Annotated in this window: 15 protein-coding genes; 7 read left to right on the top strand and 8 right to left on the bottom strand. The window is 69.3% G+C overall.

All coding sequences use genetic code 11. The annotated features are described in order from the left end of the window. Positions 1–81 precede the first annotated feature (81 nt). From JCR33_RS00285 to JCR33_RS00270, 4 genes are all read right to left on the bottom strand, one after another. Positions 82–1,449, bottom strand: coding sequence for a class II 3-deoxy-7-phosphoheptulonate synthase (locus JCR33_RS00285; RefSeq protein ID WP_198880008.1), 1,368 nt, complete (start codon positions 1,447–1,449; stop codon positions 82–84). A gap of 15 nt (positions 1,450–1,464) precedes the next feature. After that, entirely contained in the window at positions 1,465–2,037 is a 573-nt protein-coding gene (locus JCR33_RS00280; protein ID WP_198880007.1) for a gamma-glutamylcyclotransferase family protein, read from the bottom strand. Further along, complete coding sequence (gor, locus tag JCR33_RS00275; RefSeq protein WP_332461084.1) at positions 2,034–3,419, bottom strand: glutathione-disulfide reductase; 1,386 nt, start codon at positions 3,417–3,419, stop codon at positions 2,034–2,036. Before gor ends, JCR33_RS00280 begins: the two co-directional genes overlap by 4 nt. Before the next feature lie 194 nt (positions 3,420–3,613). Then, complete coding sequence (locus tag JCR33_RS00270; RefSeq protein WP_198880005.1) at positions 3,614–4,144, bottom strand: DUF2059 domain-containing protein; 531 nt, start codon at positions 4,142–4,144, stop codon at positions 3,614–3,616. 159 nt (positions 4,145–4,303) lie between these two features. Between JCR33_RS00270 and JCR33_RS00265 the strand changes: the two genes are divergently transcribed. Continuing rightward, entirely contained in the window at positions 4,304–4,984 is a 681-nt protein-coding gene (locus JCR33_RS00265; RefSeq protein ID WP_198880004.1) for an HAD-IA family hydrolase, read from the top strand. A gap of 25 nt (positions 4,985–5,009) precedes the next feature. Here the strand turns inward: JCR33_RS00265 and JCR33_RS00260 are convergent, their stop codons facing one another. The 4 genes from JCR33_RS00260 to JCR33_RS00245 are packed head-to-tail and all read right to left on the bottom strand — an operon-like array spanning position 5,010 to position 9,638. Continuing rightward, positions 5,010–7,649, bottom strand: coding sequence for an ATP-binding protein (locus tag JCR33_RS00260; protein WP_198880003.1), 2,640 nt, complete (start codon positions 7,647–7,649; stop codon positions 5,010–5,012). Further along, on the bottom strand, positions 7,646–7,882 hold the full coding sequence (locus JCR33_RS00255) for a hypothetical protein (protein ID WP_198880002.1): 237 nt from the start codon (positions 7,880–7,882) through the stop codon (positions 7,646–7,648). The genes JCR33_RS00260 and JCR33_RS00255 overlap by 4 nt, the downstream gene beginning before the upstream one ends. Further along, positions 7,879–8,235 (bottom strand): response regulator transcription factor, encoded by a 357-nt coding sequence (locus tag JCR33_RS00250; RefSeq protein WP_198880001.1) that lies wholly within the window; start codon positions 8,233–8,235, stop codon positions 7,879–7,881. Before JCR33_RS00250 ends, JCR33_RS00255 begins: the two co-directional genes overlap by 4 nt. A gap of 2 nt (positions 8,236–8,237) precedes the next feature. Continuing rightward, a complete protein-coding gene (locus JCR33_RS00245; RefSeq protein ID WP_198880000.1) occupies positions 8,238–9,638 on the bottom strand; it encodes an XRE family transcriptional regulator in 1,401 nt (466 codons plus the stop codon). Between the two features lie 424 nt (positions 9,639–10,062). Here JCR33_RS00245 and JCR33_RS00240 point away from each other — a divergent pair, with 424 nt between their 5' ends. The 6 genes from JCR33_RS00240 to JCR33_RS00215 all read left to right on the top strand — a co-directional run bounded on the left by JCR33_RS00240 (position 10,063) and on the right by JCR33_RS00215 (position 16,686). After that, the gene (locus tag JCR33_RS00240; protein WP_198879999.1) at positions 10,063–11,418 is read left to right on the top strand and encodes an ABC transporter substrate-binding protein; all 1,356 of its coding nucleotides are present in this window, start codon (positions 10,063–10,065) and stop codon (positions 11,416–11,418) included. Positions 11,419–11,729: 311 nt separating this feature from the next. After that, complete coding sequence (locus JCR33_RS00235; RefSeq protein WP_198879998.1) at positions 11,730–12,746, top strand: branched-chain amino acid ABC transporter permease; 1,017 nt, start codon at positions 11,730–11,732, stop codon at positions 12,744–12,746. A 139-nt stretch (positions 12,747–12,885) separates the two neighbouring features. Then, the gene (locus JCR33_RS00230) at positions 12,886–14,013 is read left to right on the top strand and encodes a branched-chain amino acid ABC transporter permease (RefSeq protein WP_198880534.1); all 1,128 of its coding nucleotides are present in this window, start codon (positions 12,886–12,888) and stop codon (positions 14,011–14,013) included. After that, positions 14,010–14,771, top strand: a complete 762-nt coding sequence (locus JCR33_RS00225; RefSeq protein WP_211109978.1) for an ABC transporter ATP-binding protein — start codon at positions 14,010–14,012, stop codon at positions 14,769–14,771. Before JCR33_RS00230 ends, JCR33_RS00225 begins: the two co-directional genes overlap by 4 nt. Beyond that, the gene (locus JCR33_RS00220; RefSeq protein ID WP_198879997.1) at positions 14,771–15,535 is read left to right on the top strand and encodes an ABC transporter ATP-binding protein; all 765 of its coding nucleotides are present in this window, start codon (positions 14,771–14,773) and stop codon (positions 15,533–15,535) included. Before JCR33_RS00225 ends, JCR33_RS00220 begins: the two co-directional genes overlap by 1 nt. Positions 15,536–15,630: 95 nt before the next feature. Next, on the top strand, positions 15,631–16,686 hold the full coding sequence (locus tag JCR33_RS00215) for a dipeptidase (protein ID WP_198879996.1): 1,056 nt from the start codon (positions 15,631–15,633) through the stop codon (positions 16,684–16,686). The last annotated feature ends 42 nt before the right edge of the window (positions 16,687–16,728 follow it).

Here is a 16,728-nt window from a genome sequence, read left to right as displayed (position 1 = left end):
GTCGGCGTCAACGCCCGCGCGCGCATGACGGGCGTTCCGACGGTGACCGGACGGGGCGGCGCGCGGCCGCCCCGGCGAGGATCAGGCCGCTTCGCGGGACGTGCGGTCGCGCTTTTCGGCCTGCAGGTTCTCCGCGAGCAGGAAAGCGAGCTCGATCGCCTGCTCGGCGTTGAGCCGCGGGTCGCAGTGGGTGTGGTAGCGGTCCGACAGGGTGTCGGCCGTCACCGCGCGGGCACCGCCGGTGCACTCGGTCACGTCCGTGCCGGTCATCTCCACGTGGATGCCGCCGGCATGGGTGCCCTCGGCACGGTGGACGGCGAAGAAGGACTGCACCTCCTTCAGCACCCGGTCGAACGGGCGCGTCTTGTAGCCGGCGAGCGACACCGTGTTGCCGTGCATCGGGTCGCACGACCACACCACCTTCCTGCCTTCCCGCTCCACCGCGCGGATCAGCGTCGGCAGATGGTCGAGCACCTTGTCGGCCCCGAAGCGGCAGATCAGCGTCAGCCGGCCCGCCTCGTTCTTGGGGTTCAGGATGTCGATCAGCTCCAGCAGGCCGTCCGTCGACAGCGAGGGGCCGCACTTGAGGCCGAGCGGATTGTGCACGCCACGGCAATATTCGACGTGCGCATGGTCGGGCTGGCGGGTGCGATCGCCGATCCAGATCATGTGGCCCGACGTCGAATAGTAGTCGCCGGTGAGCGAATCGATGCGGGTGAACGCCTCCTCGTAGCCGAGAAGCAGGGCTTCGTGACTCGTGTAGAGATCGGTCGAGCGCAGCTGCGGCGTCGTCGACGGCTCCACGCCGCAGGCGCGCATGAAGGCGAGGCTCTCGGAGATACGATCGGCCAAGCTACGGTATCGATGGCCCTGCGGCGAGTCCTGCACGAATCCCAACATCCAATTGTGGACGTTGTCGAGGTTGGCGTAGCCGCCCTGGGCGAAGGCGCGCAGGAGGTTGAGCGTCGCCGCGGACTGGCGGAACGCCATCTCCATCCGCTCCGGGTTGGGCGTGCGGCCCTCCGGGGTGAAGGCGATGTCGTTGACGATGTCGCCGCGGTAGGAGGGAAGCTCGATGCCGTCCTTCACCTCGACGTCCGAGGAGCGCGGCTTGGCGAACTGTCCCGCGATGCGGCCGACCTTCGTCACCGGCTGGGCGGCGCCATAGGTCAGCACCACCGCCATCTGCAGAAAGACGCGGAAGAAGTCGCGGATCGCGTCCGGACGATGCTCGGCAAACGCTTCGGCGCAGTCGCCGCCCTGGAGCAGGAAACCGTTGCCCTCCGATACCCGCGCGAGCTCCTTCTTCAGGGCACGCGCCTCGCCGGCAAACACCAGCGGCGGATAGGAGGCAAGGCGTTCCTCGACGGCACGCACCGCATCCTTGTCGGGATAGTCGGGCATCTGCTTAGCCGGCTTGCTGCGCCAGCTTGACGGGCTCCAGGTCATGGCACTCACCAACGCTTAAGGAAGAGCGCCGTCTTCTGCTTTCCGAACGCGCGCGTCAACTCCATTAAGCATGCGATCGACCAGTTTTCGCTCGTCGTTGCTCAATTGTTGCGCACGCGGATAGCGGGGCGTCGCGCGGTCGTCGATGATCGGCACGTGCCAGCCATCGGTGGTTGCCATAAAACGCGCCACTCCCGCCTCCCCGAACTCCTTGAGGAAGCCCTGCAGGGTGCAGTCCACGTACGTCAGGTGGATGGGGTGGGCGGCGTCGCCGAAATGGTCGAAGCCCGCCGACGCGCGCCAGATGGTGATCGTCTCGCCCTCGTGGACGAGGTCGAGCGGATCGTAGCGGTGCTCGCGTGCGGCGATGGTGGGCCAGGTGGCATCGTCGAAGGTGACGACGACGCCGTCGATCTCGGCGTCGGGATCCTCCACCACCGAGAGGGCGCAGACCCCGCCGAGCGGCGTCGCGCTCGACGCCCGCCAGGCCCGCCGCCAGCCCTTCACGCTGGCGCGCTGCACGGCCTGGTAGGGCGGCAGCGTGGCGATGTTGACGAGCGAGCCGTAGCCGAAGACCGAGAAGCTCAAGCGGCCTCGCGACGCAGCTGGGCGGTGGGCGTGCGCATCGTCACGAGCTCTTCCGCGGCGGTGGGATGGACGGCGACGGTGGCGTCGAAGTCGGCCTTGGTGGCGCCCATCTTCACGGCGATGCCGAGGAGCTGGATCATCTCCCCGACGCCGTGCCCCATCAGATGGACGCCGAGCACCAGGTCGGTCTCGGCATCGACCAGCACCTTCATGAACATCTTCTCGTCGCGCCCCGACAGGGTGTGCAGCATCGGACGGAAGGTGGAGGTGTAGACGTCGATCGCCGAGTAGATGGTGGTCGCCTCCTCCTGGGTGAGGCCGACGGTGCCGAGCTCGGGCTGGGAGAAGACCGCCGTCGGCACCAGCGAGTGGTCGACGTGCGTCGGCTTGTCGCCGAACACGGTGTCGGCAAAGGCGTGGCCCTCGCGGATCGCCACGGGGGTGAGGTTCACCCGGTTGGTGACGTCGCCGATGGCGTAGATCGAGGGCACGTTGGTGCGGCTCTCGTGGTCGACGATGACGGCGCCCTGCTGGTCGAGCGCGACGCCGGCCGCTTGGAGGCCGAGCCCTTCGGTCGCCGGCCGGCGGCCCGTGGCGAAGAGGATGGTGTCGGCGCCGAGCGTCGTCCCGTTGGAGAGGCTGGCGGTGAGACCGCCCTCACCCTTCTCGATCCCGGTGAAGATGGCGTTGAAGACGAACTTCACGCCCTTCTTCTCCATCTCCTGCCGCAGCCGCGTGCGCAGATCCTCGTCGAAGCCGCGCAGGATCTCGTGGCCGCGATAGACGAGCGTCGTGTCGACGCCGAGGCCGTTGAGGATGCCGGCGAACTCCACGGCGATATAGCCGCCGCCCGCCACCACCGCCCGCTGCGGCTTCTCCTTCAGATAGAAGATCTCGTTGGAGGTGATGACGTGCTCGATGCCCGGCAGCTCCATGTCGAGCCACGGCTGGCCGCCGGTGGCAACAAGGATCACCCGCGCCGTCACCTTGCGCTTTTCGGCGGTGAGGAAGACCGCGTGCGGCCCGGCGACGAGCGCCGTCGACATGATGAGATCGACGCCGGCATTGGTGATGTTGCGGATGTAGATGGCGTTGAGCCGGTCGATCTCGTGATCCTTGGCGGCGATGAAGCTCGGCCAGTCGAAGCTCGCCTTCGGTACCGTCCAGCCGTAGCCGGCGGCATCCTCGAAAGCCTCGGAGAACTGCGAGGCGTATACCATCAGCTTCTTGGGCACGCAGCCGCGGATGACGCAGGTGCCACCCACCCGGTGCTCCTCGGCGATCGCGACCTTCGCACCGTTCTGGGCCGCGATGCGCGCGGCGCGCACGCCTCCAGAACCCGCTCCGATCACAAAGAGATCGTAGTCGTAGTCTTCGCTCACGCGGCGCCTCCTTGCGCGATGCCCCAAAGGGGCACGACAGCCGGACATCGATCGGACCGCGTCTCAGCCGGAACGGTCCGACGCCTCGTCGGCAAGATGCCGAAGGCCCTCGCCGAGCGCGAGGGCCATGTTGCGATGTGGCGAGCCGGCGCCCCGTTGTCCAATCGCATCAGATCTGCCTCAGACGGGCAGCCTCAGAGGGCGTGACCCTTCTCGCGCAGCTTGGCACGCGTTTCCTCGACCATGGCGGCGGCGAGGTTCTGCTCCCACTGGCGGCCGGCGCCGAGCGCGAGAGCGGTGATCACGGGGGTCGCCTCCACGAACTTCGCGCCGACGTCGGTCTGGAAGAACGCCTTCAGCTCGGCGAGCTCGGCTTCGCTGAAGCGACGCGCCCAGATGAGCTGGAGCGTCCGCTGCAGCTCGACGCGGCGGGCCGCGAAGCTCAGCGCCACATCGAGCACGGTCTCCTCGATCTCGCGGGTGAGCGCCGGATTGGAGCGGATGAAGATCGTCTTGGTCTGGTCGGCGATGCGGGGAAGGATGTCGTCGAAGGCCTGATCGGAGCGGGTCAGATCGATGACATCCTGGGCGAGGGCAAGGTGGGATGGGCTGAAGTCCTCGTCCGCGGAAGCGGCCGCCGGCGCGCCACCGGCGGTCTGCGCGAGGGCGGGTGCGGCCAGTACGAGGCTGGCGGCGAACGCGGCGATGAGAGCTCTGATACGCATTGGTGATCCCATGACAGGCGGACTGCGATGGTTGGGCTTGAAGCAACTCGCGCCCCAACATGCAAGCCTGCCGGTGGCGGCATAGCGGCTCGCCGGGTGGCGGTTCCCCATCGACTTGCATTATGGCTGGCCCGGACACCGGACAAGGAGACGACGGCGATGGGCGGTTTGGCGGTATTCGATCTCGACGGTACGCTGGTGGATACCGCGCCCGACCTCATCGACACCGCCAACGTCGTGCTCGGCCGCGTCGGAGTGCCGGCGGCGCCGGACGACAAGGTGCGCCCGGCGATCAGCTTCGGCGCGCGGGCGATGATCGGCGCCGTCCTCGCCGCGGGCGGGGCGACGCTGAGCGAGGCCGAGATCGACGGTCTCCACGCCGACTTCCTCACCGAATATACGAGCCGCATCGCCCGGCTGAGCCGACCCTTTCCCGAGATCCTCGACGCGCTCGACCGGCTGGAGCAGGCCGACGTCACCCTCGCGGTGTGCACCAACAAGCTCGAGGGGCTCGCGAGCGAGCTTCTCGATTCGCTCGGCCTCCTCTCCCGCTTCGTGACGGTGGCCGGGCGCGACACGTTCGCCTACTCCAAGCCCGACCCGCGGCATCTCCTCCTGACCATCGAGCGGGCGGGCGGGGCTTCGGCGCAGACGGTGTTCGTCGGCGACAGCGCCGTCGACCGGGAGACGGCGCGGGCGGCGGGCGTACCCATGGTGGGGCTCACCTATGGCTATACCGACGTGCCAATGGCCGAGCTTCAGCCAGAGCGGGCGCTCGGCCGGGGCGAGGACATCGGCGAGGCGATCCTTTCCCTCCTCGCCCCCCGCGCAGCCGCCTGAGAGCGCCGCCCCGGGAGCGCCGGCCTCAGGCCGCGATGGCCGCGTCGCGCGGCAGCCGGGCGGCGAACGTGGTGCCCTGCGGACCGGTGTCCTCGAGGACGAGATCGCCGCCGAGCCCGGCCATGATCTGACGCGAGATCGCGAGGCCGAGACCCGCGCCGTTGCGGTTGTCCTGGTCGAAGCTGCCGGCGAACTTCGTGAAGAGGCGCGGGCGGATCGCCTCGGAGATGCCGCGGCCGCCGTCGCGCACGCGGATCGTGGCGAGCCCCTCCTCCACCGCGACCTCGACCACCACCTCGTCCGCGCCGCCGGAGAACTTCACGGCGTTGGAAATGAGGTTCACGACCACCTGTTTCAGCCGGTCGGCGTCGGCGTGGGCGGGCACCGGCGCGCCGGCTTCGAGGCGCAGCCGCACGCCGGAGCGCTCGGCAAACCCCTCCATCGCCATCACCGAGGCGCGCGCCACGGCGGTCACGTCGATCGGCTCGGGATGCATCGGCGCCATGCCCGCTTCGAGCCGGCCGAGGTCGAGGATGTCGTCGAGCAGGCGCGTCAGGCGCTCCGCCTCGCTCGATATGATGGCGATGAAGCGGGCCTGGCGGACGGCGTCGTGCGGCCCTTCGGCGAGCAGCTCGGCGAAGGAGCGGATGGCGGTGAGCGGGGTGCGCATCTCATGGCTGACGCGGGAGAGGAAGTCGTCCTTCTCGGTGAGGAGGTCGGTGAGGGCGGCGTTGGCCGACCGGAGCTCGGCGGCGGTGCGCTCGAGCTCCACCGAGCGCACCCCGAGGGCGCGGGCGGCGGCCATCGCGTCCTGCGTCTCGCGCAGGAGCGTGATCGCGGCGTCGACGCTGAGCGGCTCGCCGGTGGCGACGCGGGCGACGAGGGTGTGCGCCGAGGCCGCCCCCACGGCGTAGCCGATCTCGCGCTCGACGTGGGCGACGAAGGCCGAATCGGCGGGCTGCTCGTCCACCGCGAACCCCTTCTCCTGGAAGATCGCGTGGGCGCGCACGGGGCCGAGGATGCGCTGGGCGAGGCGGTAGAGGTCGCGCCTCTGGGCGGAGCGGCGCAATGTCGGCTCCGGCCCGCCGCGGTGAAGGGCGTCGACGAAGAGGGTGGCCTGCAGCTCGTCGATCACCTCGCCCTTCGTGGCGAGGGAGACCACCGCGTAGAGGAAGAGGTTGACGGCGAGGGAGAGGCTCGCGCCGAAGACGAGAGGGTCGACGCCGTCCGCCCCGGCGAGCGCTTCCGGCAGGAGCACATGGCGCAACATCGCGACGATGCCGGTCGCCACCCCGAAGCTCGGCAGGAGCAGCGTGAAGAGCCAGACGACCGCCCCCGCACCGAGCCCGGCGGTGGCGCCGAAGCGGTTGGCGTTGCGCCAGAAGATGCCGCCGATGAGGGCGGGCGCGAACTGCGCGACCCCGGCGAAGGCGATGAGGCCGATCGAGGCGAGGCCCGCGTCCCCGCCGCTCGCCCGGCTGTAGAGATAGCCGAGGCCGAGCACGGTGGCGATGGCGACGCGCCGGGTGAAGAGCACCGCCGAGGTGAGCCCCGTGGGCGAGCGCCCCGGCCGGTCGGCGAGCTCGGGGGCGACGAGGTGGTTGGAGATCATCACCGCGAGCGCCAGCGAGGCGACGATGACCATCGAGGTCGCCGCCGACAGGCCGCCGATGAAGGCGGCGATCGCGAGGACGTCGGAGCCGTGGGCGAGTGGCAGCGACAGGACGAAGAGATCGGGCTCGGCCCCGGCCGGCAGCCCGGTGAGGCCGGCGGCGGCGATCGGCAGGACGCCGAGCGTCATCAGGAAGAGGTAGAGGGGGAAGAGCCAGGAGGCGACGGCGACGTGGCTCTCGCTGCGGTTCTCCACCACAGCCACCTGAAACTGGCGTGGCAGGCAGACGATGGCGGCCGCCGAGAGGGCGTTGAGGACGAGCCAGCGCATCTCCCCGTCCGGCCGCATCGAGCCGACCGCGGCGAGCGCCCGGTGCCAGTCCTCGAACGCCGCCCCCGGCGTCGCCCCCCGCGGCAGCAGCAGGACGGCGAAGAGGCTGATGGCGAGCAGCGCCGCCATCTTGACGATCGATTCGAAGGCGATCGCCGCGACGATGCCGGGCTGGCTCTCGTCGGCATTGAGGCGGCGCGTGCCGAACATGCAGACGAAGAACACCATGGCGACGGCCACCCAGAAGGCGGTGTCGGCGCCATCCCCCGCCTCCCCCACCAGCGCCGTGAAGGAGAGGCTGACCGCGAGGAGCTGGAGGGCGATGTAGGGGGTGATGGAGGCGATCGCGATGAAGGTGACGAGCACCGCCACCGGCCGGCTCTTGCCGTAGCGGGCGGACAGGAAGTCGGCGATGGAGGTGACGCGCTGGGCCTTCGCGACGCGCACCAGCTTCGGCAGGAAGAGCCACCACGCCATCAGCGCGAGCGTCGGGCCGATATAGATCGTCACGAACTCGAGGCCGGAGCGGACCGCCGTTCCCACCGCGCCATAGAAGGTCCACGACGTGCAGTAGACGGCGAGCGACAGGGTGTAGACCACCGGCGACATGAGGAAGCGGGCGCGGCCGGCGGCGGCGAGGCGGTCGGTGAGGAAGGCGATGATGAAGAGAAGCGCCAGATAGCCGCCGCCGACGGTGAGGACGTGGCCGGCGCCGAGCATCATCGTCCCTCGCGCCGCGACCGGGCGAGCCAGCGGGTGAGGAGGATCCCCACGAACCACGCGAGGAACACGTAGACGACGACGGCCGGCACCCCCGACACGCTGAAGTCGCGGTCGGCGAGCGCCATCGCGGGCGGCGTGAAGAGCACCGGGCCCGCGATGGCGAGGAGGGTGCGCCCGTCGCTGCGGGCGCGGCTCGCCGGCGGGGTGGGCTCGCCGGGCTCTTCGGCGTTCATGCTTCGGCGAGGAGCGCCCGCACGGTGTCCATGAGGGCGCGGTTGGAGAAGGGCTTGGTAACGAAGGCGTCGACGCCGAGCGCGTTCATCCGCTCCCGGTCGGCGGCCTGTCCCTTGGCGGTGAGGACGCAGGTCTTCGGCGGATGCTCCATCTCGCGCACGGCGGCGGCGATCTCGAAGCCGGAGCGGCCCGGCAGCATCACGTCGAGGATCAGGAGGTCCGTCCCCTCGAGCGCGGCGATCGCGCTGTCCCCGTCGGTGACGACGATCGGCGAGAAGCCCTCCCGTTCCAGGAGAAACACCAGCGCCTCGGCGATGTGCGGCTCGTCTTCGACGATGAGGACGCGGGCCATCGTCACGCCCCTGCGCTGCCGTGGGCGCGCTGGGCGCAGTCGGACCGCTTGCAGGACAGGCACTCGTAGCCCGCCCGGGTGACCACGCTGTCGCGGCCGGAGGCGAAGGCGTCGCCGTAGACCACCTCGTCGAGCCGGCTCGCCTCCATGCCCAGCATGACGGCGAAGCGCACGGGAGGCTGGGCCTGTCGGCGCATGGTCTTCTCGAGCGCCCGGGCGATGAGGAGGAAGCGCTCGCCGTCGAGGTCGACGAGCTGGGCGAGGGTGCGGCCCGGCAGCGCGAAGGTCTCGTAGATGACCCACAAGGGACACGCGCCGAAGAGGGGAAGGCGCAGCTCCGGCGTCGACAGGCGCTTCGAGACGGTCCCGGCCGGGTCGACGCGCAGAAACGCGAACGGCACGCCCTCCGCCCCCGGCCGGCGCAGCGTCGCGAGGCGATGGGCGACCTGCTCGAAGGTCGCCTGAAAGGTGAGGCCGAGGGCGTCGACATCGTAGCGGGTGGCCCAGGCGGCTTCCAGAAACGCCCCGTAGGGCATCAGGAAGGCGCCCGCCGCGTAGCGCCAGAGCGCGCCGCGGGCGCGCCGCTCGGCCCCCTCGGTGCGGAAGGTGTTGCCGCCGATCTCGTCGGCGATCACCTCCGGCAGGTGGCGCGCCACGATCTCGCGCGCCACCGCGAAGCGCTGGCTCGGAGTGAGGCCGTCGGGCACCTTCTCCTCGATGCGGCCGGCCTCCTGCTCGATCACCTCGAAGAAGTTGTTGTGGTCCTGAAGGAAGGCGTCGACCTCGCGCACGTCGGCGCCGGCGGCGTCGACGGCGGTGCCGGACTGGAGCGCCTCGATCATGTCGCGGGCGACGTCCGTGAGGCGGGCGCTCTCCGACACCAGGGTGCCGGTGAAGCGGCGCCGCACGGTGTCGTCCATCGTATCGAAATCGCTCAGGATCTCGGCAGCGGAGCGGATCGAGGTGATGCGCGAGAGGATGTCGTGGGCGAACGAGGTCCACTGCGGGTCGCGGGCGAAGCGGTCGGCGAGGCGGAAGGCGCGGGCCTCGGCGGTGAGGGAGCGGGCGTGGAGCTCCAGCACCGTGCGCGCCCAGGCCGGGGAAAAGGCGACGAGCTCGGCGGCGTTGCCCGGCGGCCCCTCGTCGAAGGAGCGGGAGACCTCGTCGAGATCGGCGGCGAGGCGGTCGTCGCTGACGGCGGTGAAGGCCTCCGCCGGCACGCCGAGCCGCTCGGCGATGCGGCGCAGCAGGCGCCCGCCGATCTGGCGCTTGTCGCTCTCGATGAGGGAGAGATAGGCCGGCGACACGCCGACGGCGGAGGCGAGGTCACGCTGCGTCACCCCCGCGGTGCGCCGCTGGTTGCGGATGCGATCGCCGATCGGGACGCGCTGCGCCGTCGCCATGAAGACCCTGTTTCCCCGCCGCGACTGTTGTGATGGTTTTACTGTCGTCGCCGCGATAGCCTCGCAACTTTACAGAAGTTTGCAAGGGCAAAGGCCGACGCTCGCAATCGTCTGCACAAGGACGACGGTCGCCCTCCCTGGAACATCCGGCGGCCGGCCGACGATCACGCCGGCCCTGCCGCGTGAAATGCCTCCCCACTCGACGCCAAACCTTTGAAAAAGCGCCCGAACGCCCGGTCGTCCAAGGGTCGAGCCGACCGAAGGGTGTGATCCGGTTTACAGCGAAATGCGTCGGAAAGAGGCAACTTTACAAAAGTTTGACAGCTCCCGGCGTCACACTTGTGACCGTCGTGCGGCGTGATCTAGTGGTCGAAGCACCTAGTCGGAGCCGCTGAACGAGCTCCGTCAGCCAGGGAGGACTACTATGGACACGTTCAAGCGCCCGTCCCGCCGAGGCTTCCTGCGCGGCACCGCGCTCGCCGGAGCGACGCTCGCCACGCCCACCTTCTTCACGCGGGGGGCGTGGGCGCAGGAGAAATTCTGCAACGCCCCGCAGGGCGCGAACGTGGTGCTGGGCTTCAACGTCCCGCAGACGGGCCCCTACGCCGACGAGGGAGCCGACGAGCTGCGCGCCTACCAGCTCGCCGTGAAGCACCTCAACGGCGAGGGCGACGGCGGCATGATGAACACGCTCAAGCCGTCCTCGCTGACCGGCAAGGGCATTCTGGGCAAGAAGGTCACCTTCGTCACCGGTGACACGCAGACGAAGTCCGACGCCGCCCGCGCGTCCGCCCGCCGCATGATCGAGAAGGACGGGGCGATCATGTTCTCCGGCGGCTCGTCGTCGGGCGTCGCGATCGCCCAGCAGTCGCTGGCGCAGGAGATCGGCGTCGTCTTCATGTGCGGCCTCACCCACTCCAACGACACCACCGGCAAGGACAAGCGGCGCTACGGCTTCCGCCACTTCTTCAACGCCTACATGTCCGGCGAGGCGCTCGGCCCGGTGCTTGCCGACGTGCTCGGCACCGACCGCCGCGCCTACCACCTCACCGCCGACTACACCTGGGGCTGGACGCAGGAAGAATCCATCAAGAACGCCACCGAGGCGCTCGGCTGGGAGACCGCGCAGACCGTCCGCACCCCGCTCGGCGCGGGCGACTTCTCGCAGTACCTCACCCCGGTGCTGAACTCGGGCGCCGACGTCCTCATCCTGAACCACTACGGCAACGACATGGTGAACTCGCTCACCCAGGCCGTGCAGTTCGGCATGCGCGACAAGCAGGTGAACGGCAAGCAGTTCGAGGTGGTGGTGCCGCTCTACTCGGAGCTGATGGCCGAGGGCGCGGGCGAAGCGGTGAAGGGCATCTTCGGCACCTCCAACTGGGACTGGAAGCTGACCGATCCGGGCAGCCAGGCGTTCGCCAAGTCGTTCGGCCAGGAATATGGCCGTCCGCCCTCCCAGGCCGCCCACACCTGCTACGTGCAGACGCTGCTCTACGCCAACGCTTGCGAGGTCGCCGGCACCTTCTACCCACCCGAGGTGATCAAGGCGCTGGAGGGCTTCGAGTTCGACGGCATGGGCAACGGTCCGACGCTCTACCGCGCCGACGACCACCAGTGCTTCAAGGACGTGCTCGTGGTGCGCGGCAACATGGACCCGTCCTCGCAGTTCGACCTTCTCGAAGTCTACAAGGTCGTGCCGCGCGACCAGGTGACCTACGACGCCTCGATCTTCGGCGGCGAGCTCGGCCCCTACGAAGTGGCCGGCTGCGCGGCCTGACGAACGCGCTCAGGCGCCGGCTCCGGCCGGCGCCGCGAGGGAGGAAGAGCCCCTAGAGGCGTGCCCGGACCACAAGAAGCGCAACCGCCGGGCACGCTTCCAAACCTCAGTTCATGCCGGAGACGCGCGCCCCGGCATCCGTGCGGCGGGCGCGGGACGCCCCCAAGCGAACCCGACGACAGGCGCGACAGAGGGCCCCTTCGGGCCCGACGCGCACCGACACCGATGCCCGCAGCCGCCCGCGCTGCGGCACGCGATGGCGTGCGGCCCGCCGCCCGCCACCTTCTCGGCCGCGACCCATGGGGAGTGCGATGGACGCCATACTTCTTCAGGTCTTGAACGGGCTCGACAAGGGCGGCGCCTACGCGCTCATCGCCCTCGGCCTGACGCTGACATTCGGCACGCTCGGCGTGGTGAACTTCGCCCACGGGGCGCTGTTCATGCTGGGTGCCTTCTGCACCGTCGCGCTGCAGTCGCTGCTGACGATGTCGACGCGCGTGCGCGACGAATCGATCACCTTCTTCGAGGCCTACAAGGAGGTCCCCTACCTCGTCACCTGGTTCGGCGACACCGGCGCCGGCATCATCGACTGGGTGGTGCCGATCTCGGTCCTCGTCACGATCCCGGTGATGCTGCTGATCGGGGTGATCTTCGAGCGCGGCCTGATCCGCTTCTTCTATAAGCGCCCGCACGCCGAGCAGATCCTCGTGACCTTCGGCCTCGCCGTGGTGCTGCAGGAGCTGATCAAGCTGTGGTTCGGCGCCAACCCGATCCCCGTCTCCGCCCCCGAGGTGGTGCGCGGCTCGGCCGACATCAGCGACATCCTCGGGATCGGTGGCAATCTCTCCTACCCGTGGTGGCGCCTCATCTACCTCGCCTCCTCGATGCTGATCATCGGCGTAGTGTTCGCCTTCCTGAACCTCACGACCTACGGCATGGTGGTGCGCGCCGGCATGGCCGACCGCGAGACGGTGCAGTTCCTCGGCATCAACATCGAGCGACGCTTCACCGTGGTGTTCGGCATCGCCGCCGTGGTCGCCGGCCTCGCCGGCGCGCTCTACACACCGATCCTCACGCCCAACTACCACATCGGCATGGAATTCCTCGTCCTGTCCTTCGTGGTGGTCGTGGTGGGCGGCATGGGATCACTGCCGGGCGCCGTCGCCGCGGGCTTCCTCCTCGGCATCCTGCAGTCCTTCGCCTCGCTCAACGAGGTGAAGAGCATCCTGCCCGGCATCGACCAGATCATCATCTACCTCGTCGCCGTGGTGGTGCTGCTTGCGCGGCCCCGCGGACTGCTCGGCCGCAAAGGCGTGATGGAGACCTAATCCAATGGACACCACTCCGCAGAACAACACGCCCCAAACCACCGCGCCCCAGACCACGGCGCCGGCCGAGCCGCAGCGCTCGGCCCACTACCACCACTCCACTGATCTGCCGACGCAGCTGCCGCCGCGTGGTCCCGACATGCGGCCCCTGTGGCCGCCCAAGGTGGACATCCTGATGACGGTGCTCTTCGCCGTCGCCGTGTTCACCATGCCGATCTGGCTGCAGCCCTTCGGCGCCGCCTATCCGGACCTGATGCAGCGCTTCGCGATCTTCGGGATCTTCGCGATCGGCTTCAACATCCTGTTCGGGCTGACGGGCTACCTCTCCTTCGGGCACGCCGCCTTCCTCGGCGTCGGGTCCTACGCGGCGGTGTGGTCGTTCAAGCTCCTGTCGCTCAACATCGTGCCGGCGATCCTATTGTCGATCGGCATCGCCGGTCTCTTCGCGCTCGCCATCGGCTATGTGAGCCTGCGCCGCTCGGGCATCTACTTCGCCATCCTGACGCTCGCCTTCGCGCAGATGTGCTACAACCTCGCCTACTCGGTGCTCACCCCGATCACCAACGGCGAGACCGGGCTGCGCGTGCTGCGCGACGATCCGCGGGTGCTCGACGCCCTCGTCACCGGCACCTCGGAGGTGGCGGTTCCGCGGGCGAGCTTCTTCGGCATCGAGATGAGCGGCATGACGGGCTTCTGGACCTGCGCGGTGTGCTTGCTGATCGCCTTCTACATCGCGCTGCGCATCACCCGCTCGCCCTTCGGCATGATGCTGCGCGGCATCAAGTCCAACCAAACGCGGATGAACTATATCGGCTTCAACACGCGGCCTTATACGCTCGTCGCCTTCGTGGTGTCGGGGATGTATGCGGGCCTCGCCGGCGCCCTTCTCGCGGTGGTCGACCCGCTCGCGGGCGCGGAGCGGATGCAGTGGACGGCCTCGGGCGAGGTGGTGCTGATGACCATCCTCGGCGGCGCCGGCACCCTCCTCGGCCCCTTCCTCGGCGCGGTGCTGATCAAATATTTCGAGAACATCTTCTCCGCGCTCAGCGACAGCACCCTCTTCCAGGCCTTCTCCTTCCTGCCCGACACGGCGCGCGAGGTGGTGGTCACCATCGTGTCGCCCTTCGTCGGCGAGGGCTGGCACCTCACCCTCGGCGTGCTGTTCATGCTCGTCGTCATCTTCCTGCCGGGCGGCCTCACCGAAGGCTTCCGGCGCATCGCCCGCGCGCTGCGCGGCGGCTCCGGCAAGAAGGAGAGCTCACAATGATGGGCAATGCCGTCCTCAGCGTCGCCGACGTCCAGAAGAATTTCGCGGGCCTGCGCGCCCTCTCCGACATCGACCTGCAGATCGAGGAGGGCAAGACCCACGCGATCATCGGGCCGAACGGGGCGGGCAAGTCTACCCTCCTCAACGTCTGCGTGGGTCGGCTCGCCCCCGACCAGGGCGCGGTGGTCTTCCACGGCCAGGTGATCACCGGCAAGAAGCCGCACGAGATCAACCAGCTCGGCATCGCCCGCGTGTTCCAGACGCCGGAGATCTTCCCCGACCTCACCTTGCTGCAGAACGTGATGGCGCCGGCCTATGCGAGGCGTGACGGGCCGATCCGCCTCAACCTCCTCACCCGGCTCGACGACGACAAGGACGTGCGTCTCGAAGCCGAGCACATCCTGGAGGACGTCGGGCTCGCGGCGAAGCGGCACGACGAGGCCTCGGCCCTGTCACGCGGCGACAAGCGGCGCCTGGAGCTCGCCATGTGCCTGGTGCAGCACCCGAAGCTGCTGCTCCTCGACGAGCCCACCGCCGGCATGAGCCGCCTCGACACCAACCGCACCATCGACCTGCTGAAGCGCATCAAGGAGCGCGGCATGACGAAGGTGATCATCGAGCACGACATGCACGTGGTGTTCTCGCTCGCCGACAAGGTGAGCGTTCTCGCCCAGGGCCGCATCATCGCCGAAGGCACGCCCGACGAGGTGCGCGCCGATCCCAAGGTGCAGGAAGCCTATCTCGGAGGAGCCCACTGATGGCCGCCGTCGACACCACCGTCGCCCCCGCCGCGCGGCCCGCGCCCGCCGCCGGCACCGTCCCCTTCTTCACCTGCGAGGACGTACACGCCTATTACGGCGAGAGCTACATCGTCCAAGGCGTCTCCTTCACGGTGTCGGAGGGCGAGGTGGTCGCCCTCCTCGGCCGCAACGGCGCGGGCAAGACGTCGACGCTGCGCACCATCGCCCGCGCCGACAATCCGCAGCTCAAGAAGGGTGCCATCCGCCTCGGTAACCACGACCTCCACAAGATGGCGGCCTATGACGCCGCCCGCGTCGGGGTGCAGCTCGTGCCGGAGGATCGCCGCATCATCCCGGGCCTCTCGGTGGAGGAAAACCTGCGTCTCAGCCAGATCGCCGAGCCCAAGGGGTGGGAGATCGAGCAGATCTACGCGCACTTCCCGCGCCTTGCCGAGCGGCGCAAGCAGGAGGCGGTGACGATGTCGGGCGGCGAGCAGCAGATGCTCGCCGTCGCCCGCGCCCTCGCCCGCGAGATCAAGCTCCTGCTCCTCGACGAGCCCTATGAAGGGCTCGCCCCGGTGATCGTGCACGAGATCGAAGCGATCGTGGGCGAGATCAAGGCCGCCGGCATCACCACCATCATGGTGGAGCAGAACGCCATCGCCGCCCTCCACCTCGCGGACCGCGCGATCATCATGGACATGGGCGAGATCGTGTTCACCGGCACCGCCCAGGAGGTGCTCGACGACAAGGCGCTGCGCGAAGAATATCTCGCGGTCTGACACGGGCCGCCACCCGGGCGATCGGCCCTGTCGGCGGCGGGTGATCCGTGTGATGATGGTGCAGTGCGAAACCACCGCATCGAAGGACTGACGCCTTGGCCGCGCCCACGACCCCGCCGATCTTCGATGGTCACAACGACGTCCTCTCCAAGCTCGCCGCCACCCATCCTTGCGATGCGGTGGCGAGCTTCCGCGCCAACGCCCATCAGGCGATCGACCTGAGGCGGGCGCGGCTCGGCGGCTTCGCGGGCGGCTTCTTCGCCGTGTGGGTGCCCTCCCCCTCCCTCTCGCTCGACCAGCCGACGAGCGGCGCCGAGTTCAACATTCCGCTGCCGCCCGAGGTGCGCCAGGTCGACGCTCTGCCGGCGGCGATGAAGCAGGTGGCGATCCTCCTCGACCTCGAGCGCGCCGGCTGCCTCGCCATCGCGACGAGCGTCGCCGCCATCGAGGAGGCGATGACGGTGGGCCGCCTCGCCGCCGCCCTCCACATCGAGGGCGCGGAGGCGATCGATGCCGACCTCGACGTGCTCGACGTGCTCCACGCCGCCGGCCTGCGCTCGCTGGGGCCGGTGTGGAGCCGGCCCAACCGCTTCGGCCACGGCGTGCCCTTCCGCTTCCCCTCAACCCCCGACACCGGGCCGGGGCTGACGGGGGACGGCAAGCGCCTCGTCGACCGCTGCAACGCGCTCGGCATCATGGTCGACCTCTCCCACATCACCGAGCAGGGCTTCTGGGACGTCGCGGCACGCACCACCAAGCCCCTCGTCGCCACCCACTCCAACGCCCACGCCCTCTGCCCCACGGCGCGCAACCTCACCGACCGGCAGCTCGACGCCATCGCCGAGAGCCACGGCATGGTGGGGGTGAACTTCGCCACCGCCTTCCTGCGCGAGGACGGACGCATGGCGGCGGACGTGCCGATGGAAACGATCCTCGCCCACTTCGACCACCTGATCGGCCGGCTCGGCGAGGACGGGGTGGGCCTCGGCTCCGACTATGACGGCGCGCTGGTGCCGCGCGAATTGACGGGGGTGGAGGGTCTCACGACGCTGCGCCAGGCGATGCTCGATCACGGCTATGGCGAAGAGCTGATGGAAAAGCTCTGCTATCGCAACTGGCTGCGCGTGCTGCGCAAGACCTGGGGCGGATGAGGCGCCGCCACGACGGGCCGCCCGGCCCTGCTCCGGCCAAGA

The sequence above is a fragment of the Acuticoccus mangrovi genome (genome assembly GCF_016411865.1).
In the GTDB taxonomy this organism is placed as follows: domain Bacteria; phylum Pseudomonadota; class Alphaproteobacteria; order Rhizobiales; family Amorphaceae; genus Acuticoccus; species Acuticoccus mangrovi.
The sequence above is the reverse complement of the archived record's forward strand: the minus strand, read 5'-3'. Positions and strand labels throughout refer to the sequence as shown.